This window comes from Microbulbifer harenosus, from assembly GCF_005771435.1.
In the GTDB taxonomy this organism is placed as follows: Bacteria; Pseudomonadota; Gammaproteobacteria; order Pseudomonadales; family Cellvibrionaceae; genus Microbulbifer; species Microbulbifer harenosus.
This window is the reverse complement of the sequence record NZ_VANI01000013.1, coordinates 52,296-78,048: the sequence shown is the minus strand read 5'-3', so window position 1 is coordinate 78,048 and position 25,753 is coordinate 52,296. Positions and strand designations below refer to the sequence as shown.

The 25,753-nt window shown below is 59.5% G+C and carries 25 protein-coding genes; 12 read left to right on the top strand and 13 right to left on the bottom strand.

The window, feature by feature from the left end:
* Positions 1-2 precede the first annotated feature (2 nt).
* The 5 genes from FDY93_RS12710 to metG all read right to left on the bottom strand — a co-directional run bounded on the left by FDY93_RS12710 (position 3) and on the right by metG (position 4,597).
* A complete protein-coding gene (locus FDY93_RS12710; protein ID WP_138236136.1) occupies positions 3-212 on the bottom strand; it encodes a hypothetical protein in 210 nt (69 codons plus the stop codon).
* 16 nt (positions 213-228) lie between these two features.
* Positions 229-732, bottom strand: coding sequence for a hypothetical protein (locus FDY93_RS12705; RefSeq protein ID WP_138236135.1), 504 nt, complete (start codon positions 730-732; stop codon positions 229-231).
* Between the two features lie 99 nt (positions 733-831).
* Positions 832-1,128, bottom strand: a complete 297-nt coding sequence (locus tag FDY93_RS12700; protein ID WP_138236134.1) for an ElaB/YgaM/YqjD family protein — start codon at positions 1,126-1,128, stop codon at positions 832-834.
* Positions 1,129-1,357: 229 nt separating this feature from the next.
* A complete protein-coding gene (locus FDY93_RS12695) occupies positions 1,358-2,290 on the bottom strand; it encodes a D-2-hydroxyacid dehydrogenase (protein WP_138236133.1) in 933 nt (310 codons plus the stop codon).
* A 246-nt stretch (positions 2,291-2,536) separates the two neighbouring features.
* Positions 2,537-4,597 (bottom strand): methionine--tRNA ligase, encoded by a 2,061-nt coding sequence (metG, locus tag FDY93_RS12690; protein ID WP_138236132.1) that lies wholly within the window; start codon positions 4,595-4,597, stop codon positions 2,537-2,539.
* Between the two features lie 262 nt (positions 4,598-4,859).
* Here metG and apbC point away from each other — a divergent pair, with 262 nt between their 5' ends.
* The 3 genes from apbC to FDY93_RS12675 all read left to right on the top strand — a co-directional run bounded on the left by apbC (position 4,860) and on the right by FDY93_RS12675 (position 7,261).
* Positions 4,860-6,059, top strand: a complete 1,200-nt coding sequence (gene apbC, locus FDY93_RS12685) for an iron-sulfur cluster carrier protein ApbC (protein ID WP_281282513.1) — start codon at positions 4,860-4,862, stop codon at positions 6,057-6,059.
* A gap of 135 nt (positions 6,060-6,194) precedes the next feature.
* Entirely contained in the window at positions 6,195-6,584 is a 390-nt protein-coding gene (locus tag FDY93_RS12680) for a hypothetical protein (RefSeq protein WP_220446188.1), read from the top strand.
* Between the two features lie 338 nt (positions 6,585-6,922).
* The gene (locus FDY93_RS12675) at positions 6,923-7,261 is read left to right on the top strand and encodes a hypothetical protein (RefSeq protein WP_138236130.1); all 339 of its coding nucleotides are present in this window, start codon (positions 6,923-6,925) and stop codon (positions 7,259-7,261) included.
* A 40-nt stretch (positions 7,262-7,301) separates the two neighbouring features.
* Here FDY93_RS12675 and trhO read toward each other — a convergent pair whose 3' ends face one another.
* Together trhO and FDY93_RS19490 are read right to left on the bottom strand one after the other, a co-directional pair.
* Positions 7,302-8,300 (bottom strand): oxygen-dependent tRNA uridine(34) hydroxylase TrhO, encoded by a 999-nt coding sequence (gene trhO, locus FDY93_RS12670; protein WP_138236129.1) that lies wholly within the window; start codon positions 8,298-8,300, stop codon positions 7,302-7,304.
* A complete protein-coding gene (locus FDY93_RS19490) occupies positions 8,297-8,473 on the bottom strand; it encodes a hypothetical protein (RefSeq protein WP_171018980.1) in 177 nt (58 codons plus the stop codon). The genes trhO and FDY93_RS19490 overlap by 4 nt, the downstream gene beginning before the upstream one ends.
* A 44-nt stretch (positions 8,474-8,517) precedes the next feature.
* On the opposite strand from FDY93_RS19490, the gene FDY93_RS12665 reads away from it, so the two are divergent.
* Both FDY93_RS12665 and FDY93_RS12660 read left to right on the top strand, forming a co-directional pair.
* On the top strand, positions 8,518-8,784 hold the full coding sequence (locus FDY93_RS12665) for a hypothetical protein (RefSeq protein ID WP_138236128.1): 267 nt from the start codon (positions 8,518-8,520) through the stop codon (positions 8,782-8,784).
* A gap of 250 nt (positions 8,785-9,034) precedes the next feature.
* Positions 9,035-9,703: a hypothetical protein gene (locus FDY93_RS12660; RefSeq protein ID WP_138236127.1), complete on the top strand. Its 669-nt coding sequence runs from the start codon at positions 9,035-9,037 to the stop codon at positions 9,701-9,703.
* A gap of 189 nt (positions 9,704-9,892) precedes the next feature.
* On the opposite strand, the gene FDY93_RS12655 is transcribed toward FDY93_RS12660, so the two are convergent.
* The 3 genes from FDY93_RS12655 to ydiJ all read right to left on the bottom strand — a co-directional run bounded on the left by FDY93_RS12655 (position 9,893) and on the right by ydiJ (position 14,812).
* On the bottom strand, positions 9,893-10,327 hold the full coding sequence (locus FDY93_RS12655) for a 3D domain-containing protein (protein WP_246068571.1): 435 nt from the start codon (positions 10,325-10,327) through the stop codon (positions 9,893-9,895).
* A gap of 640 nt (positions 10,328-10,967) precedes the next feature.
* A complete protein-coding gene (locus tag FDY93_RS12650) occupies positions 10,968-11,693 on the bottom strand; it encodes a tetratricopeptide repeat protein (RefSeq protein WP_138236126.1) in 726 nt (241 codons plus the stop codon).
* A gap of 41 nt (positions 11,694-11,734) precedes the next feature.
* Complete coding sequence (gene ydiJ / locus FDY93_RS12645; protein WP_138236125.1) at positions 11,735-14,812, bottom strand: D-2-hydroxyglutarate dehydrogenase YdiJ; 3,078 nt, start codon at positions 14,810-14,812, stop codon at positions 11,735-11,737.
* Between the two features lie 236 nt (positions 14,813-15,048).
* On the opposite strand from ydiJ, the gene FDY93_RS12640 reads away from it, so the two are divergent.
* From FDY93_RS12640 to FDY93_RS12615, 6 genes are all read left to right on the top strand, one after another.
* Positions 15,049-16,068 carry a YbgA family protein gene (locus FDY93_RS12640; RefSeq protein ID WP_138236124.1) on the top strand — a complete coding sequence of 340 codons (1,020 nt, stop codon included), beginning with the start codon at positions 15,049-15,051 and terminating at the stop codon, positions 16,066-16,068.
* Between the two features lie 5 nt (positions 16,069-16,073).
* Positions 16,074-17,576 (top strand): cryptochrome/photolyase family protein, encoded by a 1,503-nt coding sequence (locus FDY93_RS12635; RefSeq protein WP_138236123.1) that lies wholly within the window; start codon positions 16,074-16,076, stop codon positions 17,574-17,576.
* 89 nt (positions 17,577-17,665) lie between these two features.
* Entirely contained in the window at positions 17,666-18,181 is a 516-nt protein-coding gene (locus FDY93_RS12630) for a DUF2878 domain-containing protein (RefSeq protein ID WP_171018979.1), read from the top strand.
* A gap of 68 nt (positions 18,182-18,249) precedes the next feature.
* Positions 18,250-20,439 carry an autotransporter outer membrane beta-barrel domain-containing protein gene (locus FDY93_RS12625; protein ID WP_138236121.1) on the top strand — a complete coding sequence of 730 codons (2,190 nt, stop codon included), beginning with the start codon at positions 18,250-18,252 and terminating at the stop codon, positions 20,437-20,439.
* 188 nt (positions 20,440-20,627) lie between these two features.
* Positions 20,628-21,821, top strand: coding sequence for a pyridoxal phosphate-dependent aminotransferase (locus tag FDY93_RS12620; protein ID WP_138236120.1), 1,194 nt, complete (start codon positions 20,628-20,630; stop codon positions 21,819-21,821).
* A gap of 102 nt (positions 21,822-21,923) precedes the next feature.
* The gene (locus FDY93_RS12615; RefSeq protein WP_138236119.1) at positions 21,924-22,400 is read left to right on the top strand and encodes an Lrp/AsnC family transcriptional regulator; all 477 of its coding nucleotides are present in this window, start codon (positions 21,924-21,926) and stop codon (positions 22,398-22,400) included.
* Positions 22,401-22,402: 2 nt separating this feature from the next.
* On the opposite strand, the gene FDY93_RS12610 is transcribed toward FDY93_RS12615, so the two are convergent.
* A complete protein-coding gene (locus tag FDY93_RS12610) occupies positions 22,403-23,212 on the bottom strand; it encodes a HupE/UreJ family protein (protein ID WP_171018978.1) in 810 nt (269 codons plus the stop codon).
* 231 nt (positions 23,213-23,443) lie between these two features.
* Between FDY93_RS12610 and FDY93_RS12605 the strand changes: the two genes are divergently transcribed.
* Positions 23,444-23,755, top strand: a complete 312-nt coding sequence (locus FDY93_RS12605; protein ID WP_138236117.1) for a c-type cytochrome — start codon at positions 23,444-23,446, stop codon at positions 23,753-23,755.
* 197 nt (positions 23,756-23,952) lie between these two features.
* Here FDY93_RS12605 and FDY93_RS12600 read toward each other — a convergent pair whose 3' ends face one another.
* Both FDY93_RS12600 and FDY93_RS12595 read right to left on the bottom strand, forming a co-directional pair.
* The gene (locus FDY93_RS12600) at positions 23,953-24,990 is read right to left on the bottom strand and encodes a helix-turn-helix transcriptional regulator (RefSeq protein ID WP_138236116.1); all 1,038 of its coding nucleotides are present in this window, start codon (positions 24,988-24,990) and stop codon (positions 23,953-23,955) included.
* A gap of 34 nt (positions 24,991-25,024) precedes the next feature.
* Positions 25,025-25,585, bottom strand: a complete 561-nt coding sequence (locus tag FDY93_RS12595) for a lytic transglycosylase domain-containing protein (protein WP_138236115.1) — start codon at positions 25,583-25,585, stop codon at positions 25,025-25,027.
* Between the last annotated feature and the right edge of the window lie 168 nt (positions 25,586-25,753).

Sequence of the window (25,753 nt, the reverse complement as noted above, 5' to 3'; positions counted from 1 at the left end):
AATCAATTGGATCCCTTGCTGAAGGCCTGGTACGTGAGGTACCAGTTCATCAGTGTTGCCGGCGTGGGGCTATTCAGGAATTTCTGCAGAATAAACCCTCCGGCGAAGGCCGCACCCATTGCCAGTGGCAGGGGAATTTTTTCCGCCTGGGTGGCCACCAGCGCTTTCTGCTGCCGAATCAGCGAAAGGGCGCAGTGGCGCTGCCGCGTCATTTCCCGCCCATGGCGCTCAATCTCTCTGTTTAAAGAGCGCAGTGACATCGTCGATCGCCTCCTTTGCCTGTTTGCGTGTTTCATCGAATCCCAACAGCTTGCGCAGTCGGCTGGCAGACAACAGGAGAACCGCGACTGTCAGCAGCTGCGCCAACAGAAAAATGCCGAAGCCGATATACACGGACTGGAAGAAGTAGTACCCGAGCAGGCCCAGCCCGGCGCACAGACTCACTACCAGTGCAATGGCCAGAAAAAACGCCAGTAGTAACAGGGCGACAATGCGTTTGCCGGCCGTCACAGTGCGCTGAAACTCCAGGTGGGCGAGGCGGGTAAGATTTTCCGTCCAGGCGGTAGCCAGTGTGAGGGTGGCTTCTGCCCGATCCATCAGTGCCGCCATGTCGGCCCGCAACGAGTCTTCTGTTGGTGGGGGGGCAGCATTGTCGATGTCTGCATATTCCTCGGCATACAGGGGGTGGGATTTTTCCGGAGCGGCCATCAACAGCACCCCATCAAGTGTCATTCTGGCTGTTTAAACAGGCAGACCCGGCCCTAAGGCCCTAAGCCAGGACCGCGCCTATAAAATCGTTCTGCGGGGCATATCAGACTGCCCCGCGGTTCTTCACTTGAAGATTTTTGCGATGAGCCATCCCGCAGCAAAGGCGCACCCGACGCTGACAAGAGGGTGGGCCTTAATAGATGATTCCGCGCGCTCGGCCACATCGTGTGCTCTCTGCTTACCCTTTTCCATGGATTCGCGGGTTCGGGTCTTCATATGACCCGCAGTTTCGCGGGCACGGGTTTTCATATGCTCGGCAGTATCCTGGGCGGCTTCGCCGGCCAGGTGGTAGGCCTGCTGCAACTTTTCCCGGCCTGAATGGAGACCGGTACCACCGTTGGGAGATTTTGCGCTTGCCATAATATTGGTCCTCGGGGATTCAAGGTGAAATAGAAGGATAGGGTCGAGGGCCAGGGAAACTGAACATTTTTACGCGTTTGCACAGATTGGTATCAGCTGCATCGCGGATAGAATTTTCTGGAATTTAGCAGGCTTTGGAAAAACGGCATGTTAAACCGGGCGGGGACAGACCGTCCGCAAACCCGGGTTGAACAGGCCGTGGATAACCTTTCGGTAAGCTGTTAGAACGTTAGGCATCCAGCCATTGGCGAATATTGTTGACCACGCCGTCGAGAAGGCGCTGGCGGCTCTCGCGGCTGATCCATGCGTTGTGGGGGGTGATAATGAGATTGGGAATATCCTGCGCGAGCAGCGGGTGATCCGCCGGCGGTGGCTCCACCGCAAGCACATCCAGGGCCGCGCCGGCAATGACTCCGCGCTTCAGAGCGTCCGCAAGGGCGGTTTCATCCACTAGGCCGCCGCGGGCGGTATTGATCAGAAAGGCGGACTGTTTCATCGCCGCGAGAAACTCGCTGTTCACCATTTTGCTGTTCTGCGCGGTGAGCGGGCAGTGCAGGCTGATGACATCGGAGTCAGAGACCAGCTTTTCCAGCGCTACCCTTCCTGGTTTTTCTTCACCAGTCGATGATTGCGCGATCAGGATGTTCATCCCCAGCGCCTCCCCAAGCCCTGCCACCTTCCGACCGAGATCGCCATAGCCGATGATGCCGAGATTTTTTCCCGCCAGTTCCATCACCGGATAATCCAGCCGGCAGAAAATCGGCGACTGGCTCCAGCGCCCGTTTTTTACATCGGCTGCATACTGGTGCCAGCGGGTGGCGAGTGCCAACAGCAGGGCCATGGTGTGCTGCGCGAGCGAGCTGCCGGTATAACCGGAAACATTTTTTACCGGAATATTTTTTCTGGCCGCGGCATCGAGGTCGATATTATTGGTGCCGGTGGCGCAGACGCAGATGAGTTTAAGGTTGGGGGCGTTTTCGATCAGCGCGCGGTCGAGCACCACTTTATTGGTGATGACCACATCGGCGTTCTGGATGCGCTCGGCGGTTTGATCAGGCGTTGTGGATTCGAAAAAGTCCCAGTGGTCGAGAACCTTTTCCAGTGCGGAAGTATCCAGCTCTTCCAGTTTCATGGTGAGGGTATCGAGAAAAACACCGCGCATGGAATACGTCCTTTTTCGAGTAACAGAGCTTTTCGCTAAGGCCCTCAGGGGCTGTTTTCTGCGGAACGATTGCCGATGAGGTTGTGGAGCAGAAAATGGCCCCTGAGGGCCGCCTGGGGGGTGCTACTTAGCGAGTATCGTGGCGGCGCCGCCACCGGTAATCGATGACTTGTAGGAGCCTGCCTGCAGGCGAATGACTCGTGCCATGAACCATTCGCCTGCAGGCAGGCTCCTACAACGCGTGGTTTACATCACCCGCATGCCTGGCTGGGCGCCATTGTGGGGTTCCAGAATCCACAGATCCTTGCCACCGGGGCCGGCGGCCAGCACCATGCCTTCGCTCACACCGAAGCGCATCTTGCGCGGCGCCAGGTTGGCCACCATCACCGTGTGCTTGCCGATCAGGTCTTCCGGTTTGTAAGCGCTCTTGATGCCGGAGAACACCTGGCGGGTCTCGCCGCCGAGATCCAGGGTCAGCTTCAGCAGCTTGCCGGCGCCTTCCACATGCTCGGCGTTGGCGATCAGCGCAATGCGCAGGTCGATCTTGGCGAAATCATCGAACTGGATTTCCGGGGCGATGGGATCGTCCGCCAGCGGGCCGCTTTTATTTTCGCTGGCGGCGCCTGCCGGCTTCGCTTCCGCCTGCAATTGCGCGAGGGATTCCTTCGCCGCTTCCTGCATTGCTTCCACCTGTGCCTTTTCCACCCGCTGCATCAGCGGCTTGAACTCGTTGATGCTGTGGCCGGCGAGCGGGGTGGTGGCGGTGTTCCAGTTGAGTTGTACACCGAGGAACTCCTCGGCTTTTTTCGCGGTTTCCGGCAGCACTGGCGCCAGCCAGGTGATCAGCGCGCGGAACATGTTCACGCCCTGGGAGCACACCGCCAGCACTTCCGCTTCTTTGCCTTCCTGCTTCGCCAGCGACCAGGGCGCCTTGTCGGCGATCCAGGCGTTGGCGGCGTCCGCCAGTGCCATGATCTCGCGCACGGCGCGGCTGTATTCGCGGGTTTCAAAAAACTCAGTGATGCGCGGGGCCGCTTCCACAAACTGGTTCCACAGCGCTTCGTCGGCAATTTCTGCAGCCAGAGCGCCCCCCGATTTGCTCACGAACTTGGCGGTGCGCGAGGCGATGTTCACCACCTTGCCCACCAGATCCGAATTCACCTTGGCGATAAAGTCCTCGAGGTTGAGGTCGAGGTCGTCCACGCCGGCGGTGAGCTTGGCGGCGAAGTAATAGCGCAGGTACTCGGGGTTCAGGTGGTCGAGATAGTTGCGCGCGTTGATGAAGGTGCCGCGGGACTTGGACATCTTCTTGCCGTTCACGGTGAGGAAACCGTGCACGCACACCTTGGTGGGGGTGCGGAACTGCGCGGAGTGCAGCATCGCCGGCCAGAACAGCGCGTGGAAGTTGACGATGTCCTTGCCGATGAAATGGTACACCTCGGCGCTGCTGTCTTTTTTCCAGAAATCGAGCCAGTCGAGGCCTTCCCGGTCGCAGTAGTTTTTCAGGCTCGCCATGTAGCCGATGGGTGCGTCCAGCCACACGTAGAAATACTTGCCCGGCGCGTCGGGAATTTCGAAGCCGAAATAGGGCGCATCGCGGGAGATGTCCCACTCCTGCAGGCCCTCGTCCAGCCACTCCGCCAGCTTGTTGGCCATCTCGCTCTGCAGGTGGCCGGCGCGGGTCCACTCGCGCAGGAACTCGTTGAACGCCGGCAGGGTGAAGAAGAAGTGCTCGGACTCCTTTTCCACCGGGGTGGCTCCGGAGATGGCGGACACCGGGTTGATCAGCTCGGTGGGGCTGTAAGTGGCACCACAGGCTTCGCAGTTGTCGCCGTACTGGTCTTCGGTCTTGCATTTCGGGCAGGTGCCCTTGATGTAGCGGTCCGCCAGGAACAGCTCTTTTTCCGGGTCGTAGGCCTGGGTGATGGTGCGCGAGGCGATATGGCCGTTTTCTCTGAGGCGCTTGTAGATCATCGCCGACAGTTCGCGGTTCTCTTCCGAGTGGGTGGAGTGGTAGTTGTCCACGCTGATCAGGAAGCCGCCGAAGTCGCGCTCGTGCTCCGCCTGCATATTGGCGATGTGCTGCTCGGGCGTCAGGCCCAGCTGTTCCGCCTTCAGCATAATGGCGGTGCCGTGGGCGTCGTCGGCACACATATACAGGCACTGGTTGCCGCGGGCGCGCTGGAAGCGGGCCCAGATATCCGTCTGGATGTACTCGAGGATGTGACCCAGGTGCAGGGAGCCATTGGCGTAGGGCAGGGCACTGGTGACGAGGATGTTTCTGGGCTGATGGTCGGTGTGAGACATCTTGGCTTCCAAAGGCTGCGAGGCTGTTTGTAATGGTCGTCAGTGATAATGGTGGGCGGAATGGATTCGCCCGGCGGCTGCGAACAACACGAAGAGGAATCGCGCCGCCGAAAAAGAGCGCGGAATATAGCAGAAACGGGCCCTGCACGGCACCCGCACGGCTGTGGACTACCCTTGGGGTGGCTTCCGGCATTGACCTTGTATTCACAGCGGGGCCTGTCCAAAATGCCGGCCCGAACACAGCGCCAGTGAGGAAAACAGCGTGACCGATCATCACCACCATTGCGACGGCCATCACCGCGATTGCGGGCATGAGCACGACCATGACCACGAAGATATCCCCGCAGAGGTGCAGGAGCAGCTCGAACGGATGGCGGAAGTCATCGGCGCGCTGCAAGACCCTGCCACCGACCTGCCGCTGGATGCACTGGATGCGGACATCGAAGTGGGGATCGAAGACGGCACCGTCTATACAAGTGTGATTCTCGGCTACCCCTGCGACAGCCAGCAGGATGACTGGGCCCGGCGCGTGCGCGCTGCCTGCGCACCGCTGCTGGCCGACGGCCCCCTTGCGGGAGCCGAACTGAAGTTTGATCTGTTTTTCGATGTGCCGCGCACAGAATCCGGCGATGTGCCTGAGTCACTGCGGGCGGTGAAGAACATCATTGCGGTGGCATCCGGCAAGGGCGGCGTGGGCAAGTCCACTACCGCCGTGAACCTGGCACTGGCGCTGGCTGCCGAAGGTGCCTCCGTGGGGCTGCTGGACGCGGATATCTACGGTCCCAGCCTGCCCACCATGCTCGGCACCGAGGGTGTGCGCCCGCAAGTGAAGGGCGGCAAGTTCTTCGTGCCGGTGGCGGCGCAGGGGCTCAAGACCATGTCCCTCGGTTACCTGCTCACGGAAGACACCCCTGCGGTATGGCGCGGCCCGATGGCGAGCGGTGCCCTGAATCAGATGCTCACCCAGACCCTGTGGGCGGAGGACGATGAAGAAGCGTTGGACTACCTGGTGGTGGATATGCCTCCGGGGACCGGCGATATCCAGCTCACCCTGGCGCAGAAGGTGACACTCGCGGGGGCGGTGATCGTTACCACGCCGCAGGACCTGGCGCTGGTGGATGCCATCAAGGGTGTGGAAATGTTTCGCAAGGTATCGGTACCGGTATTGGGCATCGTTGAGAATATGGCGTTGCACACCTGTTCCGCCTGCGGACATCAGGAGCCGATCTTTGGGGCCGGTGGCGGTGAAAAAATCGCGGCCGACTACGATACCCGGTTGCTGGGTCGTTTGCCCCTGGCGATGTCTATACGTCAGCAGACCGATAGCGGCGAGCCAACAGTGGCGGCGGAGCCCGCCGGAGAGGTGGCAGGACTCTACCGGGAAATTGCCCGCAAGGCGGCCGCGCAGGTGTGGATGGCTCAGGGCGATGGCGGTGTATTGCCGGAGATAGAGCAAGGCTGAATGTTTGCGCAGCCGACAACTGGACGCTGATTGCCGGTTGCGGTGATCCGGATGGGGCAGCAGGGCGTACAAGAAGTCATTCAGTCAGGGCAATGGCGCCCTGGCCGGTTTTCTGGGCAGTTCAGGAGATGGATGTTGAGTTTCCATATTCGACTTAATCCCACCAACCGTATCGTTAATGTCGTTTTTTTTGAACGTGTGGAGCTCGTGGAGAAGCTGGCAGCGGCGAGGCAGGTGGCGGAAAAATTCGGCCACCTCAACCCGTTGTTACTGCTGGTCGATGTCCGCCGTGCAGACATCGTTCTCTCTACCTCTGAGCGCCGTCAGTTCGGTCGCTTTGCGGCGCATCTGCAGGGACTTAGCCACGGCCGCGCCGCGGTCCTGCATTCGGTTGATCACAACGCCAATGTCATCATCAACAGCACCGCGCAGGCGGAGGGCATGGAAGTGGTTGAGTTCGTCACCGAGCACGCCGCGGTTGAGTGGTTGACCGGCAGTGCGGAAGGCGGGCGCAACCGCGCCTGAACCTCGCCACCTCGCGGACCCACTCCGAAAACACTTTCCGGCGGACTCGCGCTCAAATTGCTGTGCGCGAATCTGCCGGGAATGTCGCGCAAGGCTCCATTGTGAGTGATTTCTCATTTTTTGTCTGTTTTGAGAAAAAAATTCCAGAATTGAAATTTTCAGTAGTCTTTTGCGTCACTCGTTGACGGAAGCTTCTAAACTGCTCCGACTTCGCGGAATCGCCGATCTGCCGGGCGGCGGGTGCGGGATACGCCACAGGAATTGTCAGTGAGCGGATTGGAGTAGTAGCAGTAATGAGTTTTCGGATCCGATACGACAGTCAGCGTCGAGTGGTCTGTATGCTTTTATACGGCGAAGCAACCTTCGAAAATCGTCTGGAAGCGTTACACCAGCTGGTGGCGAAATATGGCCACCTGAAACCCCTGCGGGTGCTGGCGGATGTGCGCCGGGTGACGAAAATGTCCATGAGTCTTGAGGAACAGCAGCGCTACGGTGTGTATCTGGCGCAGCTGCCGGCAATGTCCGGTGCGCGTATCGCGATGCTGAATCGGGTGGAGCTCAACACCACCGCGGTGATGCGTGCCAAGGCGAAGGAAAACGGCCTGGAGCTTTTTTCATTTGTTACCGAAGCGGCAGCCATGAAGTGGCTTGTCAGCACGGCGGAGGTGCCCGGTTAGGGGCACCCCAACCCGCGCCGTATCCGCCGCTGCGGCGATATCATCCGGCGCCGCGCGTCTGCTCCGCCTGCTGCTGACGCAGTGCCTGTTTTTGCTGGCGCCGGGTCTGGGTGGTGGCCTTGGCATCGTGCCCCAGGTGCTCTTCACCGCGGGACTTGGCCAGCTGTATCTGCTTTTCCCGCTCGCGGAAACGCGCTTTGTCGGCTTCTGAGACCGCGTCAAAACAGTGAGGACAGCTGACGCCCTGCTCGAACAGCGGCGACTGCATTTCCTCGTCGGTAACCGGCATACGGCAGGCGTTGCACTGCTGGTAGCTGCCGCGTTCCAGATCGTGGTTCACCGTCACGCGGTCGTCGAATACAAAGCACTCGCCTTTCCACAGGGTCTCTTCCTTCGGCACCTCTTCCAGGTATTTCAGGATGCCGCCCTGCAGGTGATACACCTCGTCGAAACCCTGTTCCTTCAGGTAGGCGGTGGACTTCTCACAGCGGATACCGCCGGTACAGAACATCGCCACCTTGCGGTGTTTCTGCGGATCCAGATGATCTTTCACATACTGCGGGAACTCGCGAAAGCTGGTGGTGTTGGGGTTGACCGCGCGCTCGAAGGTGCCCACCTGGTATTCGTAGTCGTTGCGGGTGTCGACGAGTAGCACCTCGGGGTCGGAGATGAGGGCATTCCAGTCGCGGGGTTTGACATACGTGCCCACAGTGCGGCGGGGGTCGATGCCCTCGACGCCCATGGTGACGATCTCGCGCTTCAGTTTGACCTTGCTGCGCAGGAACGGCATTTCTGCAGTGAACGATTCCTTGTAGTCCAGCTCGGCGAGGCGTGGGTCGGACTTGAGGTGGGCGAGCAGGGTATCGATGGCGGCGCGGTGGCCGGCCACGGTACCGTTGATGCCTTCGCGCGCCAGCAACAGGGTGCCGCGCACCTCGTTGTCGAGCATCACCTTGAGCAGCGGTTCGCGCAGGGATTCGAAATTGTCCAGGCTGACAAACTTGTACAGCGCACAGACCACGATAGTTGGTTCGGTCATTGTTGGGGGTCCTTTTGCAGGCCGGAGCGTAAATCCGGGGCAAGGGTAAAAATCGCCGCGTATTTTAACAAAACTTCGCCGATGCCGTCGTACACTTTTTCGACAGTGACGGGCGGGCCTTGACCGATGATCCATAAGTTGTCAGATTGGCCGCCGTTTCCGCTTCTCTCCATGCAAACGTGCTATTCCAGCGAGCAATGCCAGCGAGGTTTTTCCCATGGCCGATGACTTCATTCCCCAGGACTCTCCGCTCTGCCGCGCCTACAGCGATGGCAATCACACCGTCAACATCGACATCTACGAGGATGGCGAGGGGGGCTGGCTGCTGGAAATTGTGGATGAACACAACAACTCCACCGTGTGGGAAGACACGTTTGATACTGATGCCGAGGCGCTGCAGGAGGCGCTGGACGCACTGAAGGAAGAGGGGTTGGGGGCCTTTATCGGCCCTGCGGAGTCCAGTGGCAGCTGGGAGGCGCCTTGACCCCGGTGTCCCGGATAGGCGACTTTTCAGTCATGCGCTGGAGAGTGACTGCGAGCCACAAGTGCGCTTACAAATAAATAGCGCCATACACCGCAGGTTTTTTCTGGGCTGCTAAGGTTATACATAGAAGGGAATCGCGACAGTGTAACAGCACTACCCAATCGCGGTGCCGCCACGGGCAGCAAGGAAAGTTGCCCTGGCGGCGCCAACTGATCGCGGTCTGCAGATGTATGATGTGTGGTTGCTCTGCATGAAAAAATTCCTTCCCCGCCTTGTGCTCCCCCTGATCTGTTATACCAGCGCCGTGCCGGCGATTTCCGATATTGAACTCAAACTGTCGGACGATCGCGTGCTCAGTGTAGATCTGGCCGAGGCGCGCCTTATTTCCGAACTGAGCGGATATGCCATTATCGCCGGGCGGACCTGTATCGACTGCGACGAAAACACGGCGATCTTTTTGCAGAAAATCGACGGAGAAGCCTTTCCCGCCCGGGATGCGGACGAGACGCCGGAGCCGGAGAGATTTGCCGAGCAGAATCGGGAGCCGCGTGATGAGACCACGGCCATGCAGCGGGACCAGTCCCAGGCCGAGATGGATGGCGACGCTGACGGTGTGACGGAAATCAATCTCTCCGGTGAGCGCTTTAGCTACCCGGGGCGGTATCGCGATTACCTGACGAAAAAGTTGGTGGAAAAAACCCGGATGTTTTACGGCGACTGCCACGAGAGCTCTCCCGCGCTGTTGTGGCTGACGGAATATCGCACCGACAAAGGTTGGGTGAAGGAGGAATACCTGTTGGTATTCCGCGATGAGGGTGTTGAACACCGTTACAGTGAAACGCGGCAGCCGAGCATTTATTACATTGAGAACGAGGGCTGTCGCGAACTGCCCGGAATTGAAACCACCACCGAGCCCTGAACCGCGGAGAACACCAGAAATTCCCTGCCCAAAAAACAAAACCCCGCAAGAGCGGGGTTTTGTTTTGAAAGCAGTGCTTGGCAAAGCCCTGTGTACTTTCTGTGGTCCGGTTCCGTTCCGGGACCTGAGTTCCAGGCAAGGTTCTGGCAGGCAACGTTTTCTTAGCGACGTTTTCCTCTGACCGGCGTGTTATTTTTTCTCCGGGTGCCAGATGATCTTCAGTTTTTTCTTGCCCCAGGCGCGCGCTTTTTTCAGGTCCTTTTCCATCCACACGTCGATGCGGTTGGTGTAGCGCTTGTTCATACGGTCGCGCACGGTGTAGGTGCCGGGCAGGCCCTCGATCCTTACTTTGGCGCCGTTGGTCAGGCCGTGTTTTTCCAGATCGCGGGATACCGCGATGATCTTGTCTCCCGGACGCAGGCGGTTGTTCCAGGCCGCGGTCCAGGGGTCGTCATCGGTCTGGCCTTCAATGGAGTTGTAGGCCGTGGCGGTGACGGTCATGGATTTCTTCTTTCCGTCAGGTTCCTTCTTGATCGTGGCGAACGCATCGCCACCGGCAAGTGCTGCAAGTGAAGCGGCGATTACGATGATGTACTTTTTAAGGCTCTGTCGCATAAGTCTCATTACCTCTGGAAGCTCTTTGGTCACAGACCGATCCTGTCTGCTCGGCCTCCAAGTTGATTTCGTAATAAGTGATCAATCTTTGATCAGGGAAGGCCATATTAAACGCCACTTGATCTGAATCAATCTTTTGCGCGACAGCGGCAATTTCCCCCACAGAGTAATCGGTTATTTTTTGTTCGTAGACGAATTTGCTATCAAAGTCCACAGATATAGGAGCATGTATTCAATTGTTACGCTTTAATGACGGAACCAGTGGCGAAAAACTGGTCTCGATGAGTCTCCCGTTTCCAACCGGCAACACTCTCTGACAGCGATGTCATTTCGGTTTGGTTGAAATTTGTGCGATTTGGGTGGTGAGAGGTATGGGTTTGTGGAACAAAATTTTTTTCGGATTATTTGCGACTGGTTGTTCAAAACGGCGAAATACTGTCGATGACAGCGGTGTAGGAGGGATGAGTGAGCGGTTTTTCTTATGTTTGACGCAAGACTCCGCCTATTGGGGCGATAGAAAACCACTGCTGTTAGGCGCGATATTTCCGCTTGAAATGCCAACGGGAACGCATCGTTTTCCTCCGGGATACGGGGCCGTGGGGGAATGGCTGTCTCGATGCGGGCAGTCAGGGACTGTGGCTGTAGTGAGTCAGATGGCGGTATCACCCGCGGGTTGCCGCGGGTTGACCATCTCTCGCAATGAAGTCAGATAGGCCATGTCCTCTTCCAGATCCTCAAAGCCGTGGCGGCGGTCCAGGTCTACTGCCTGTTCCAGCCACTGAATGGCCTCTTCCAGATTGCCCTGCCACTCGCACACCTGGCCGATGTTGAAGGCCGTGATGGCGAGGTTCTGCCAGTCGCGCTCCTGGCGCAGATCGCCGATGGCGCTGGCGTAGAGCTGGTAGGCGTTGCGCAGCATGGCGGCGCGCTTGTTGGGGTTGTCCTGCAGTGCCGAGTGCTGATGGTAGGTATGGGCAATGGCGGAGCGCACCCGTGCGGCCGAGTGCTCGAAGGGAAGCCCCGGAGAGGATTCGATATAGGTAAGAACCGCTTCGAACTGGCTGCGGGCCAGCGGATAGAGGTCGGGGCGTTCGCCGCCGAGGGCATTCAGGACGATGCCGTAGCGGTAACGCAGCAGGTTCTGATGGCGCGGATCGTTGGCGAGCCCGGCAATGGCGCGCTCATACAGTGGCAGGGCGGCATCGTAGTCGCCCGACAGGGCCGTTTCTTCGGCCTGCGCGATCAGCCTCGCCACGGGGCCGGATTCCGCCGGCGCCGTCAGTGCCGGTGCGGCCGCGATAAGCTGCGCCGCCAGCAGGGCGGCGCCAAGGGCTTTGTACCGATAAGGGGCCGGTTTCTTCCGCGGACTCAACATTACCAGATGTTCCCGAGGCTCGCCGGTGCGCCGGCGAGAAGTTAGTGCGTACTGACAGTAAACCCTGAATCCTCGATTTGCGCCAGTAGCGCCTGCAGTGGATGGCGCAGACTGGTATCGGCAAAGCGCTTGCTCTGGCAGCGGCAGGAGTAACCGGTGGCGAGAATGGCGCTGGTATCGCCGTTCAGTTTCGGCGCCCAGGATTGCTGGAAAATTACCCGCGAGGTCTCCCGGTTGGCCACTTCATGACCGTAGGTGCCGGCCATGCCACAGCAGCCCGCGGCCTGTGTATTAAGCTCCATACCCAGCGCGGCGAACACCTCCTGCCACTGTTTACCGGAACCGGCGGCGTTGGACTGCTCGGTGCAGTGGGGCAGCAGGGTGAAACGGCCGGCCTGCAGACGGTTGCGGTTGGTGGCGAGGTGATCGGTGTGCCCGGCCAGCCACTCCTGCAGCAGTAATACCTTGGGCGCCTTGTCTCCCAGCAGCTTCTGGTATTCGCCGCGATAGGTGAGTGTCATGGACGGGTCTATGCCCACCAGTGGCACGCCGTATTCGGCGAGGCTGTTGAGCATGGCGCTGTTGCCGGCGGCGGTTTGTGCGAACTGGCGCAGGAAGCCGTGCACGTGCAGGGGTTTGCCGTTGGCGCGAAACGGCGCCACCAGCGGGTTGAAGTCGAGCAGTTTGAGCAGGCGCAGTGTATCTGCCACCACGTCCGCGTCGAAGTAACTGGTAAAGGCATCCTGCACAATCACGACGGCCTTGGCGCGCTGCGTCGGGCCCATGGCACACAGGCTTTCGCGGCTGGCGTAGGGCACGCCCAGTTCACGCATGGCCCTGTCGAGGCTGGTGGCGGAGAGACTGGGAGAGTCCGCGAGGCCGAGGCCGCGTTCCAGCAGCCAGCGCACCGGCTTCAGTTTCAGCGGCAGGTTGTACAACTGGGGCACCCGCGCCAGATGTGGCATCACGAATTCCAGACTGCCGACGAAGTAATCCTTCAGCGGGCGCAGGTAGCGGCTGTAGTAGAGTTCGAGGAATTTGGCGCGGAACGTGGGGACATCCACCTTGATCGGACACTGGCCGGCGCAGGACTTGCACGCCAGGCACGCCTGCATGGACTCGTTCACCTCGTGGCTGAAGTCGTACTCGCCGCGGGCTTTGGCCAGACTGTTCTTGATGCGCCCGGGCAGGCCGATGATGAAGGATTGCTCGCGGCTCTTGCGCGCCACCGCTTCCGGGTCGACGGATCTGTCCGCCAGCAGGCGCAACCACTCGCGGATCAGCGAGGCACGGCCTTTGGGTGAGTGGATGCGGTTGCGGGTGCCTTTGTAGGAGGGGCACATGGCATCGTCCGGGTTCCAGTTGAAACAGGCCCCGTTGCCGTTGCAGTAAACTCCCTCCGAGTAACCCTCCCATACCTGTACCGGAATCCGCCGGTCGTGCTCGCCGCGGGTCGGCACTTCATCGATCTTGAGCAGGCTGGAGGCGGCGCTGGGGGTGGCGATTTTGCCCGGGTTCAGCTGATTGCGCGGGTCGAAGGCGGCCTTGATCTTCTGCAGCTCCAGATACAGCTCGCCGAAGAATGCCGGCGCGAACTCCGAGCGCACGCCCTTGCCGTGTTCGCCCCACAACAGGCCGTTGTACTTTTGCGCCAGTTCCACCACTTTTTCTGTGATGACCCGGACCTGCCTGGCCTGCTCCGGATCTTTCATGTCGATGGCCGGGCGCACGTGCAGCACACCGGCGTCCACATGCCCAAACATGCCATAGGCGAAGCCGGCTTCATCCAGCGCGGCGCGGAACTCGGCGATAAAGTCGGCGAGGTTTTCCGGTGGTACCGCGCAGTCTTCCACAAACGGGATCGGACGCTGTTCACCCTTGGCGTTGCCGAGCAGGCCCACGGCGCGCTTGCGCATCCCCCAGATCCGGTTTACCTGGGCGTGGCCGCGGGCGATGGTGTAACCGAAGCTCTTGCCGGGCTGGCCGATCAGACTGTCGATGTGAGCGGTGAATCCGGCCAGCGCTGCGTCCAGCTCTTCCTCGGAATCGGCGGTGTATTCCACCAGGTTGATGCCGTTCACCGGCCTTTCGTTCTGCGGGAAAAACTCGCTCACGCTGTCCCACACGATGTCTCCCATGGCCAGCTGCAGCACCTTGCTGTCCACGGTCTCGATGGACGTGGGGCCGGCCTTCATCAGGTCGCTGGCATCCTTGAGCGCATCCTGGAAATGGTCGTAATTCAGGTTTACCAGTGCCGCGCACTTGGGGATCTTCAGCAGGTTTAGCTTGGCCTCGGCGATAAAGCCCAGGGTGCCCTCGGAGCCGCACAGGATATTGTTGAGATTGAAACGGCCGTCTTTGCCCTTCTCGCTATCGCGGATATGCGCGAGGTCGTAGCCTGTGAGGCAGCGGTTCAGCTTGGGGAACCGGGCGTCGATCAACTCGCGTTTTTCCCGATGGATGCCTTCTACGGTGCGGTGGATCTTGCCGACGCGGCTGTCCTGCTCGCTGATTGCAGCGAGGTCGGCGTCGTCGATAACGTGCGACTGCCACAGTGTGCCGCCCATCACCACGGTGCTGAGTTCCAGCACATGGTCGCGGGTCTTGCCGTAGACACAGGAGCCCTGGCCGGAGGCGTCGGTATTGATCATGCCGCCGATGGTGGCGCGGTTGCTGGTGGAAAGCTCCGGGGCAAAGAACAGTCCGTGGGGCTTCAGTGCCGCGTTCAGCTGGTCCTTCACTACCCCGGCCTGCACCCGCACCCATCCCTCCTCGGGATTGATTTCGAGGATGCGGTTCATATGTCGGGAGATGTCCACCACCAGGCCGTCGGTGAGGGACTGGCCGTTGGTGCCAGTGCCGCCGCCGCGGGGAGACAGCACTACCTTGTGGAACTCCTCGCGCTCCGCCAGTTCCATCAGCAGCTGCAGGTCGTGCACGTCCCGCGGGTAGACCACCGCCTGGGGCAGCACCTGGTAGATGGAGTTGTCGGTGGCAAGCACCGTGCGACTGGCGTAGCTGGGGCTGGTGTCGCCGCGGAAGCCCGCCTGCTTGAGTGCGTTGAGAAACTGCAGGTAGAGCGCCTGTACAGCGTTGATTTCGCGCAGTGCTGGAATCATTCCGGGCCCCGGGGATCAGGTGAATCTTGGTCGTGTATCAAAGAAGGACTGGCATTTTAGCGGTGGCAGCCGGCTGCGCAACAAATACCGGAAAACCACCGCTGGGAAGCGCGGATATTGCGCAGACTGCCCCCACGCCCCGTTTGATCTGTATTTCCAATCCGGACGTATAAGCCGGAAGAGACTCTTCGTTCAGAGTACACTTGCAACAAAGGATATTCCCGGAGCGGCAGATCATGCGGATAACGCCTCGCCAGTCAAAGATCCCGGTAGGCATCAGCCAGTGCGCGATGGGTGATCCTGTGCGCTACAACGGCGGCCACAAGCACAGCAAGGTGTGCACCCAGCTGTTGAGCCAGTGCTTTGAGTATGTACCGCTGTGCCCTGAAGTGGCGATAGGACTCGGGATACCGCGCAAGCCCATTCATCTACTGGTCGACAAGGCCGGTGAGCCGGTGGACGCGGTGCGCGTGGTGGGGGTGGAAGACGCCAGCGTGGACGTGACCGCCCCACTGCGTGACTACGCGGACTCCGTGGTGCCGCAGCTGGAGCGGGTGCGCGGCTACATCCTTATGCAGAACTCCCCGAGCTGTGGCCTGCGCGGAGTGCGGCGTTACCTCGACAACGGCCACGGCATCGACAGCGAGGGGGTCGGGCTGTTCGCCCTGCGCCTCCGGCACCACTTTCCCCATCTGCCGATGGAGGAGGTGGGGCGGCTGAACAACAGCGAATTGCGTGAAAACTTCCTTACCCGGGTATTTGCCTACGATGCCTGGTTTCGCTATGTGGAAGGTGAAGAAGGCAACGTCATCTGGAGCGAGAGTGAGCGGATGCCTTCGCGTATCGCCCGTATTATCGACTTCTACACCGCCTATAAATATCTGCTGTTGGCGCACAACCAGGAGGCGACCCGCGAGCTTGGCCGGGTACTGGCGGATAGTAAGTCCATGTCGGAGGACGCACTGGCGCTGGCGGTGCGCGGCCGGATTATGCAGATTCTGTCGCGCCCGGCCAGTCGCAAGGACCGCACCAATGCGCTGATGCACAGCCAGGGGCATCTCAAGGCGTTTCTCGACCGGCGGGAAAAGGCCGAGTTACAGCAGCTGATCGAAGAATATCGCCTCGGGCGCAAGCCGCTCTCGGCCGTCCTCACGCTATTGCGCCACTACCTCCCTCGCAGCCCAAACGGTTTTATCCACAGCCAGGTCCTGCTCGCCGCGGAGCCGGCGGAGTTGGGGCTCTGCGACTTTCACTGAGAAATATGTCTGAGAACAACTTCGCGCGTGGCCTGGTCTGGCTGCGCAACGACCTGCGCATGGAAGACAACACTGCGCTCTATCGCGCGGCCAGGGCTTGCGATGCCCTTGCCGCCGTGTTCATTGCCTGCCCCGAAACCTGGCGCAGCCACGGCGACGGCGACAATGTGGTGGCGATGCGCCTGCGCACGCTGAAGTCGCTGCAGGCATCCCTCGCGAAAAAGCACATTCCGCTGTATTTCCTTGAACTGTCGCGCTTCGCGCAGGTGCCCGCCGCACTGCAGCAGATCTGTGGCAAGCTCGAAGTGGATGCACTTTTCGCCAATGCGGAGTACCCGCTCAATGAACAGCGCCGCGATGCGGCGGTACGCGATACGCTGAAGCAGATCCGGGTGCCGGTGGAATACTGCACCGACCGCACCCTGATTCCGCCCGGCAGCCTGACCACGAACAGCGGTGACGGTTTCAAAGTCTTTACGCCCTTTAAGCGCGCTTTTATCGCTCAGCACGACAATAGCGACTGCGGTTTCGATCCGTTGCCGGCGCCTCGTTCACTGGGGCCCGATCACGGAAATCGATGGCCCGAGTGGATAGCGCTTGCCGGCGAAAACAATCTGGTGCGCTCGATCCCCGATAGTGTCGGCGACTATGGTGTGGCGCCCGGGGGAGAGCGCAAGGTACTGGACTGGACAGTGGGCGAGGGCGCGGCGAAAAAGCGCCTGGAGGCGTTTTCCGCCGTAATTCCGGACTACCACAAGCAGCGGGATTTTCCGGCGCTCGAGGGGACCTCCCGGCTGTCGCCCTATTTGAACTGCGGCGCTATTTCCGTACGCCAATGTGCCCGCATGGCGCTGGAAGAAAATGGCGGTCGCTGGGCGGGGAGCTGCGAGGGCGCAAGCAGCTGGCTGAACGAGATTCTATGGCGGGAATTCTACCAACACCTGGTGGTGCATTTTCCGCGGGTGTGCCGCAACCTGCCATTCAAGCCTGAAACCGAAGGTGTCCCCTGGGCGAACCGTCCCTCGGATTTTGAGCGTTGGCGCGAAGGGCAAACCGGTGTGCCCATTGTGGATGCGGCCATGCGCCAGTTGAACCAGACTGGATGGATGCACAACCGCCTGCGTATGGTGGTAGCGTCGTTCCTTACTAAAAACCTGCTGACGGACTGGCGCCTCGGGGAGCGCTATTTCATGCAGCAACTGGTGGATGCGGACTTCGCCGCCAACAACGGAGGCTGGCAGTGGGCCGCGTCCACCGGTACCGACGCCGCGCCTTATTTCCGCGTGTTCAATCCCTACAGCCAATCCAAGCGGTTTGATCCCGATGGGGATTTCATCCGCAGGTTTGTCCCGGAACTTGAAGACTACTCTAACAAAGACATTCACTGCCCACCGAGGGATCTGTTCCGCGGCGGAAGCTACCCTGTCCCCATCTGCGATGTGACCCAATCGCGTAAACACGCAATTGAGGTATTTGCTAACTTGAAGTCTCAGGAATCCTCTGATTAATTCTGCAGGGCCTGTTTTTTGCCGGGTCCCGTGCATAGGTCGGGGCATGCGCTCGCGGTACAGAAATCCTTCTGATGAATGAGTCGCCCATGAGTTATAGAAAGCTGGTTAACTTCACGCTGTTTGTCGCCGGATGGTGGACGGCTCTATTGTTCGGGAATGCTCTGGCGCTGATTGCACTATTTCTGGTGCTTATGGTGCATTTCATCCTGTGGCGGGACGTGCGGGATATTTTTCTGATACTCGGTTTCATTTTCGGCGGCTTCGGGGTCGAATGGGCCTTTATTGCCAACGGCGTCCAGGATTACCACTCCAACCTGCCGCCCGCCTGGACCATCTGCATCTGGGCCATGCTCGCAACCACCGTGCGCTACTCTCTGTCGTGGCTGGTCAGTAAACCCCGTTGGGCGGCACTGGCCGGGTTGTTACTTGCCCCTGCGTTTTACTTCAACAGTGTGCAGTTCGGCCCTGCCGGTTGGGGGCGCCCTATGTGGGAATGTCTGCTGGCGATCGCTCTGGTATGGAGTGCGCTCGCTGCACTGGTCAGCGGCGTGCTGGTGCCCGCGATCGAGCAGATGGAAGCGGCCGAGAGTCCGATGTCTTGATGCGGCCATTGCTATCGTGAAGCTGACCTATACTTGCCACGAATTTCTGCCGTGGCAAGGAGGCTGCAGTGTTCCCGAAAGGAAATCCATTCGCCAGAATCCCGTCCCTGTTTTTTGTCTGCGTTCTTGCAAACTCCATTGCACTAAATGGCGCTGTGGCACAGGCAGAAGAACCGCTGTACCGCTCGCTGGTCGTCTTCGGCGATAGCCTTTCCGACAATGGCAATGCCGGCGTTTTTACTTCCGATGACCCCGCGGGAATCTATCCGCGCCAGCCGGCGGTGTCCTTCCTCGCTGACATGCTCGGAGTGCCCAAACAGAATTCCTGTTTTGGATTGGGGCCGGCATTTGGCGGCGCCATTCCCTGCGCGCCTGCGGCGGGTTCAATGGAGCAGCAGTTGCAGCAGATTACCGGCTCGGTGCTGACCAATGGCCCCAACTGGGCGGTGGGTGGCAACCGTACCGCGGATGTTTTACTGGATCTCGTGGGGCCGCAGCGCTTCCGCCAGCTGTTCCCGAATACCACGGTGGCGGATCACAACACCCTGACGACTATTTTGCCGGACTCCAGCCGCTGTGGCGCCGACGGTGTGTGCGACCCTGCAGCGGGCGAGAGTCCCTATCTCAGTGTTGAGGAGGTTCAAGCGGCGACTGCGGCATTCAATGATCCCGCGGCGCTGCAGGCACTGGTGGACGACCCCAGCAATAACATCACGCTGACCGGCGTGCCCTTTGCCACAGGGCAGGGATACCTGCAGGGCAATACACCATCGCGCAGCGATCTCTATTTCCTCAACGGTGGCGGTAACAATATTCTCGATGGCGTGCGCAGCGGCAGTCTGTCGCCGATGTCAATGGCGCGTGCCGCGACCTTCCTCTCCACCGCCGGCCATGAGCTGAAAGCGGCCGGGGCGAAATATATCGTCATGACCAACGCCCCGCGTATCGGCCGCACGCCCGCGATCTACGCCCAAGGGCAGGCGGCCATCGAGTATGCCAACTACGGTACCGAGCTGTTCAATGAAACGCTGCGCAGGCAGGCCAACCGGATCGGCAATATTCTGTTGCTGGATATGGCGGGGTTGCTCGAACTGATTGTGCAGCGACCGGGAAACTACGGATTTGCGCCGATCAACCAGAGCGCCACCTGTTATATCGATTGCGCCAACCCGAATGCCACCTACGGCGCGGCGGGTACCAGCCCCAACGCCGATATGCTGGTGTTCTACGACAGTATCCACCCCACGCTGGCCGCCCAGCGCATACTCGCGGACTATTATTACGAAACGCTCACCGCCGCCGTGGAATTTGGCGTGCTGCCGGACCTCGGGTATCAGAACATGCGCCAGCATCGCATCAACATCGACCACCACTTGCTCTCTCAGCGCTTCCGCCCCCCCTATACCACGGTATTTTTTGGCGCCAGCGTAGGTCACGCGGAGTTGGGCACTGGCCCCGCGGTAAACGATGAATTCCCGGCGTGGGACGGATTTTTCGGCATGAGTTTCGCGGGCTTTGAACATCTCGAATGGGGGCTCGGCATGTCGTATGGCGGCAGTGAATACGAGCCGTCAGACTTTTTCGCCAAGTCCCGCAACTTCAACGTCAGTGCCTTCGCCCGTTGGGACAACGGTTTTTGGTTTGCCGATGGTGGGCTTGGTTTCTCCGACATCCAGTACGACAACATCCACCGCACTATCCGCCTTGGCGAAACGTTTCGCCACCGCCTCGATGGCGATACCGACGGCGACGGCTACAATGCCTTCCTTCGCGCCGGTTACAACGCCACGCGCAATCTCACCAGCCAGATGGGCCCCTTCGTCGCCGTCGACTGGACCGAAATCGACGTCAACGGCTTCAGCGAAAGCACTGAAGCGGCCTACACCTACACCGGCCGATTCGGCCCGGGCCAGGATCCCCTCGGCCTCTGGGTTCACGGCCAGGATCGGGAGTACCTGCGCTACCGCGCGGGCCTTTTCTTTAACTGCCCGGATACCGCCAAGTACCAGTGGTTCGGTGAGCTCTGGCTGGAACATGTCAGTGGCGATGATTTTGCCGACCTCGGCATCGGCGTCAACTCCATCTTCAACAACTATGCGCGCCTGCCGTCCTATCGCAGTAAAAACGCCGGTTATTTCCAAAATGGTGTTGGCGCCATGGTGGGTGTGAACGTGACGGAAAAATTGCGCCTGGCCGCGGACCTGCTTGTGCGGCCGGAAGACACCGTGGGCGGATTGAGCCTGAACTACCGGTTTTAGGGGGATACGCCCAGTGCTTTCCCGCCCCTCGCCCAGCTTAAAACTCCGGCTGCTTCCGCATTTTCTGCGGCGATCAATGCAAAATGACCTGCCTGCTGCGAAAACAGCTACCGCGAAGCGGCATGGATTACCCCGCCGGTTGTTACCTTAGAACCATTGATAACAACCGCGAAAGATGGACTCCGACGATGTACACCCCGCGCTTTAGCAAGCAGAGCCAGGCCCTTCACTCCGCCGACGCGGACGTATGGGCGGTCAGTGATCGCGCCCACGCGCTCGCCAACAAAGGCGAAGACGTCATTTTCCTGTGCGTCGGCGATCCCAACTTCGACACCCCCGAACCCATCCTCGACTTCGCCCGCGCCCGCCTCGGCGTCGGCCGCACCCACTATTCCCCGGCGGCTGGCGAGCTCATGCTGCGCCGTGCGATTGCCGACATCGAAAGCCGCGTCAGCCCACACCCCTGCAGCCCGGAGGATGTCGTCGTCTTCCCCGGTGGCACCAACGCCATCTATGCCGTCCTGTCCTGCCTGCTCAATCCCGGTGAACAGATCGTTATCCCCGAGCCCATGTACATCGGCTATGTACCGATCACCGACGCGCTGCAACTGGATGTCAGAAAAGTTGCCTGTCCGCCCGAACGGGGCTTCGCCTTTGATATCGAATCCATCAAGCAAGCCATCGGTGCAGACACCCGCGCCGTCATGATCAATACTCCAGTCAATCCCACCGGCGCCATGGCGACACCCGAGCAGCTGCGGGAGCTCGCCGCCTACTGCCGTGCGCGCAATATCTGGCTCATCTCCGACGAGATGTACTCGATGATCACATTTGCCCGCCGCCATACTTCGCTGCGCACCGCCGCGGAGCATCTGGATAACGTGATCGTGATCGACGGCCTGTCCAAATCCCACGCCATGAGCGGCTGGCGTCTCGGCTGGGCTGTGGCTCAGGGGGAGCTGGTGGAGCGCCTGATCGAATACGCCGGTGCCACCATCTTCGGCGTGCCTCAATTTATCCAGGAGGCTGCCGCTTTTGCGCTGGAATTTGATACCTATTTCGTCAAGCAGATGCGCGATGCCTACGAAAAGCGCCGCGACCTGATTGTCGAGCGTATCGACCGGATTCCCGGGATCAGTTGCAATTCACCGGATGCGGGCATGTTCGTGATGGTGGATGTTTCCGCGGTGGCGGAAAGTGGCGAGGCGTTTGCCGAGGCGCTGCTGGACGCGGAGCGGGTCTCGGTGTTGCCGGGCAAGCCTTTTGGTCCCAGTGCCATCAACCATGTGCGCCTCACTCTGGCGGCGGATGAGGCAGAGATTTCGCGGGCTCTGGACAGGATTGAGCGGTTTGTAACATGTGGTTGTCTGAAGGCTGGATAAGTGCATCGCCACTGCCGGTTTCCGCTCGGGGCGTTTGCCGCTATCCTAAGTCGCCAACTGTTCCCGACAACTCCTTCAGCTGTATAAAAGCGTAAAAATCACGTGAAAATAGACCGTCACAACCTCAAGATTCTCGAAGTCCTGCAGACCAACGCCCGCATCAGCAATCTCAATCTCGCGGATGAAATCGGACTGTCTGAGAGCGCCTGTCTGGCGCGGGTTAAAAAACTCACCAGTGAAAAGTTTATCCGCGAGTTTCAGGCGGAGGTCAATCTCGACAAGGTGCGCCATGCGGAGTTCTACGTGAACGTGGCGCTGAAGCGTCAGGATTCCAAAACCAGTGAAAGCTTCCGCCGCGCCATCAACAAGATTGAGCAGATCGTCTCCTGCGTCAAAATGTCGGGAGAGTTCGATTACATGCTGCGTTTTGTATGTCCGGATGCGGGCGACTTCAACCGTGTGTCTGAGCAGCTGCTGGCGGACGAGGATGCGGCGATCACCCGTATGACATCACACCTGGTGATCGAAAAGACCAAACCTTTTACCGGCTATCCGCTGGAGCTTTTGTTTCAGGAGTAATCTCATATTACGAGCGCAATCGTGCGCCCCATTAACCACCAGACTGAAAGCCCTCCCACAAGGTAAGCCACCGGTAACGCGGAAGCCACTGTGGCGGAGTGGCCGGTGCGGACTTCCCACTGGTGTACCGACGGCATGCGCCGCAACACCAGGCCCAGCGCACCGATCGCCAGGATAAACGCTAGCTGTCCTACTTCTATCCCCAGATTGAACACCGCCAGCGACAGTGGGATTGCATGATCGGGTAGGCCGATATCCGAAAGCGCGCCGGCAAATCCGAACCCGTGCAATAGCCCAAAGCCAAACGCCACCAGCCACGGTTTGCGAATGGTCAGGGTTTTGCGTCCCTCCAGCTTGTGCAAGATCTCCACCGCCACAAATGCGACACTGAGCGCAATGACCACCTCCACCGGCTCCTGCGGAAGCCCGGCTATCCCCAGTACCGCCAGCGACAGGGTAACGCTGTGGGCGAGAGTAAACGCCGTAATGGTGGTAATCAGCTGCCGCCAGCCGCTCACTAGCACTACCAGCGCGAGCACGAACAGCAAATGGTCCATCCCTAGCAGCATGTGCGTGAATCCCAGAGCGAAGTACATACCCGCGTTTTTTCCGGAAACCGGCCACTGCGCTATCTCGTCGCGGCTGTAGATGGAATCTGTAGAGGGGACGTCGAAGTTGGGCACGGTACTCTGGAAGGGACTGAGCAGGGGCGGGCGCAGTTCATGTGCCTGGGTCAGGAAGCTGATACCAAACAACAGGGTACCGACAAGGGCAATACGGATACTGCGGTTTTTGATCCAATGCAGAGTCATGGGAGAACTCCGGCGTACGGCTGTTGTATCGGGAAAATTTCTCGTGCCAATGAGAATAGACCACGAATGGCAACGCGTCGGGGTTGGAAAAGCGGGTTTGCGGCAGATAGGCAGAGATAAGGGCAAGAAAATTGTGGTTTTTGGCGCTGAAAGGAATCTACACTCTGTTCTGGATTGATAAGGTTGACCGGGTAACCACGAATACATTCAGTGAAACAAGGGAGCAATGCGATGAAAACTCTGATGCGCTCAGCGGCTATTTTTCTATTTGGCAGCCTGGTTGGGAGCGGTCTGGCCACGGCGGATGCGGTGGAAGACAAGTACAACCAGTACTGCCATATCTGTCACGCCACTGGTGTGGCCAATGCACCGAAAGTACACGACGTGGAAGCCTGGAAGCCGCGCATGGACAAGGGTATGGACGCCCTTCTGAACTCCGTCAAGAACGGGCTCAACGCTATGCCTCCCGGCGGTATGTGTCCTGACTGCAGTGACGATGAATACAAGGCGCTGATCAAGTTCATGTCGTCGCCCAAACCCTGATGGGATCGCAGGAACCTGATCTGCGGGCGAGATGGTGACTGGGCTAATTGCCTGCAGAACAGGTCCTGCAAATTTTAGTGTGGCCGACAGGGCGTATTCCGGCTCGTGGCCGTAGAAAAAATTTGGCGGGTATTTCCTCTCAAAAACCCTGAACGGGTTTTATCGCCAGTAGATTACGTCATCCGATTCAGTAATTTTTACGCCGGTATCCGTTCCCGCCGGTACTCTGTCGGCGTCATGTCGTGTCGGCGCCTGAATGCCGCGTTGAATGGGCTGAGGGAGCGATAACCAATATCCAGCGCAATGCTGAGTACCGGCAGGTGTATCTCGTTGGGGTCTGCCAGACGCCGGCTCGCCTCATCTATACGGTACTGGTTCAGGTATTCGTTGAAATTGCGATAACCGAGATGCCGGTTGATCAGCGCCCGCAACACATACTCCCGCGCACCCAGTTTCTCTGCCAGCTCGCGAATGGTTAATCCGGTATACCGGTAGCCGCCGTTCTGCATGTGTTGCTGCAGCTGCTCCAGCAGCTGGCGCTGATGCTCTTCCAGCGGTTCCGGCGCGGATAGGAGCGTCTTCCCCTGGTTGTCCGGGGCTGCCGACGGTGGTGGCAGGGACTCATCCAGTGCGCCCGGAGAAAGCGCCAGTAACCACAGGCATGCACTGAATGCCAGGATACTGGCCATCAGCGCGTGCAGGGTCGGAATACCACTGGGGACGGGCAGATAGGAGAACAGAAATTCCGCGCATACCACGATCACCATATAGCTGCCGATGGCAATCAGCAGGGCGACGCGAAGCATGCGCCGCTCGGCGACCAGGTCGCAATGCAGTTGCCGCAACAGCGTCACCAGTCCGGCGCCGATCAAGCCCAGCTTGAAGGGTTGTGCGAGCAGGTAAAAAAACGTGTGGATATGCAGCTGGCTGGCCAAATCTACGAGCAACTCGGCACCGATCACTCCCCATCCCCAGGACGGAAACGGTTCGCGCTCGCTGCAGAGCTGATGAGTGAACAGCCAGAAGGCGCCGGGAATCAGTGTGGTCGGGAGATCAATCAGCAGGTCGAGTAGAGAGTTCAGGTCGTTCAGCAGGGGGCGCAGAAGATACAAGAAAGCCCCTAAAATCACGATCAACAACCAGCGGTTGTCCCGCTGCCGCTGCCCGATGGCAAGCCTCGCCGCCGCCAGGAGCAGCAGTCCACAGGCGGCGCCGGCAAAGAAACTGTGGGTCATCTGGTACCTCGCAACATCGGTTTTTCGCGGCCGCTCAGCGCCAGCGATCAGCCCAGGCGTCGAGCACTTTGCTGCTGTAAGTGTGCCGGCCGTAGCTACCGTTGTAATAGGCGAGGGCGTTGGCCATATTGCCTTTGGCTTTCTGGATATAGTGTTTGAGGATGGTACAGCCGTAGCGGAGGTTGGTATCCATATTGATGAGATTGTCGTCCGGGCGACCGATCTCGTTTTTCCAGAACGGCATCACCTGCATCATACCCTGGGCGCCTACGCGGGAGACCGCGTAGGGGTCAAACGCGCTTTCGATCTGGATCACCGCCAGTACAATTTCCGGCTGCAGCCCCGCGCGCGTCGCCTCGCGGTGGATCGCCTTGAGCACGTGCATACGCCGCTGGGGATCCTTGATATAGCGCGCCAGCGGCTGGGACTTGGCCATCAACCACACCTCGGCATCGAAGCGATCGACGAAGGAGTCGGCTTCGGTGACGGCTTCCTTGAGTGCCAACAACAGCTGCGGATCCACCTCTTTGACCTGGGCAGATGCGGCAGTGCTGAACAGGCACAGCAGGAGTGTGGTGAGGATTGCTCTTATCATGGGGTGGGATTTTACGGGAAGGTTGGGGGGAAGGGCAGGGGCAGTGATTGGTGCTTCGTTTTATAGTTCGGTGGCGGCCCTGCTACCGGGTATACCTTTGCGAGACACGCCGTGAACCCATCCATGGGGGCTCTTCCGCGAGGTCCCTCTCGCGGAAGGTCTCGCAAA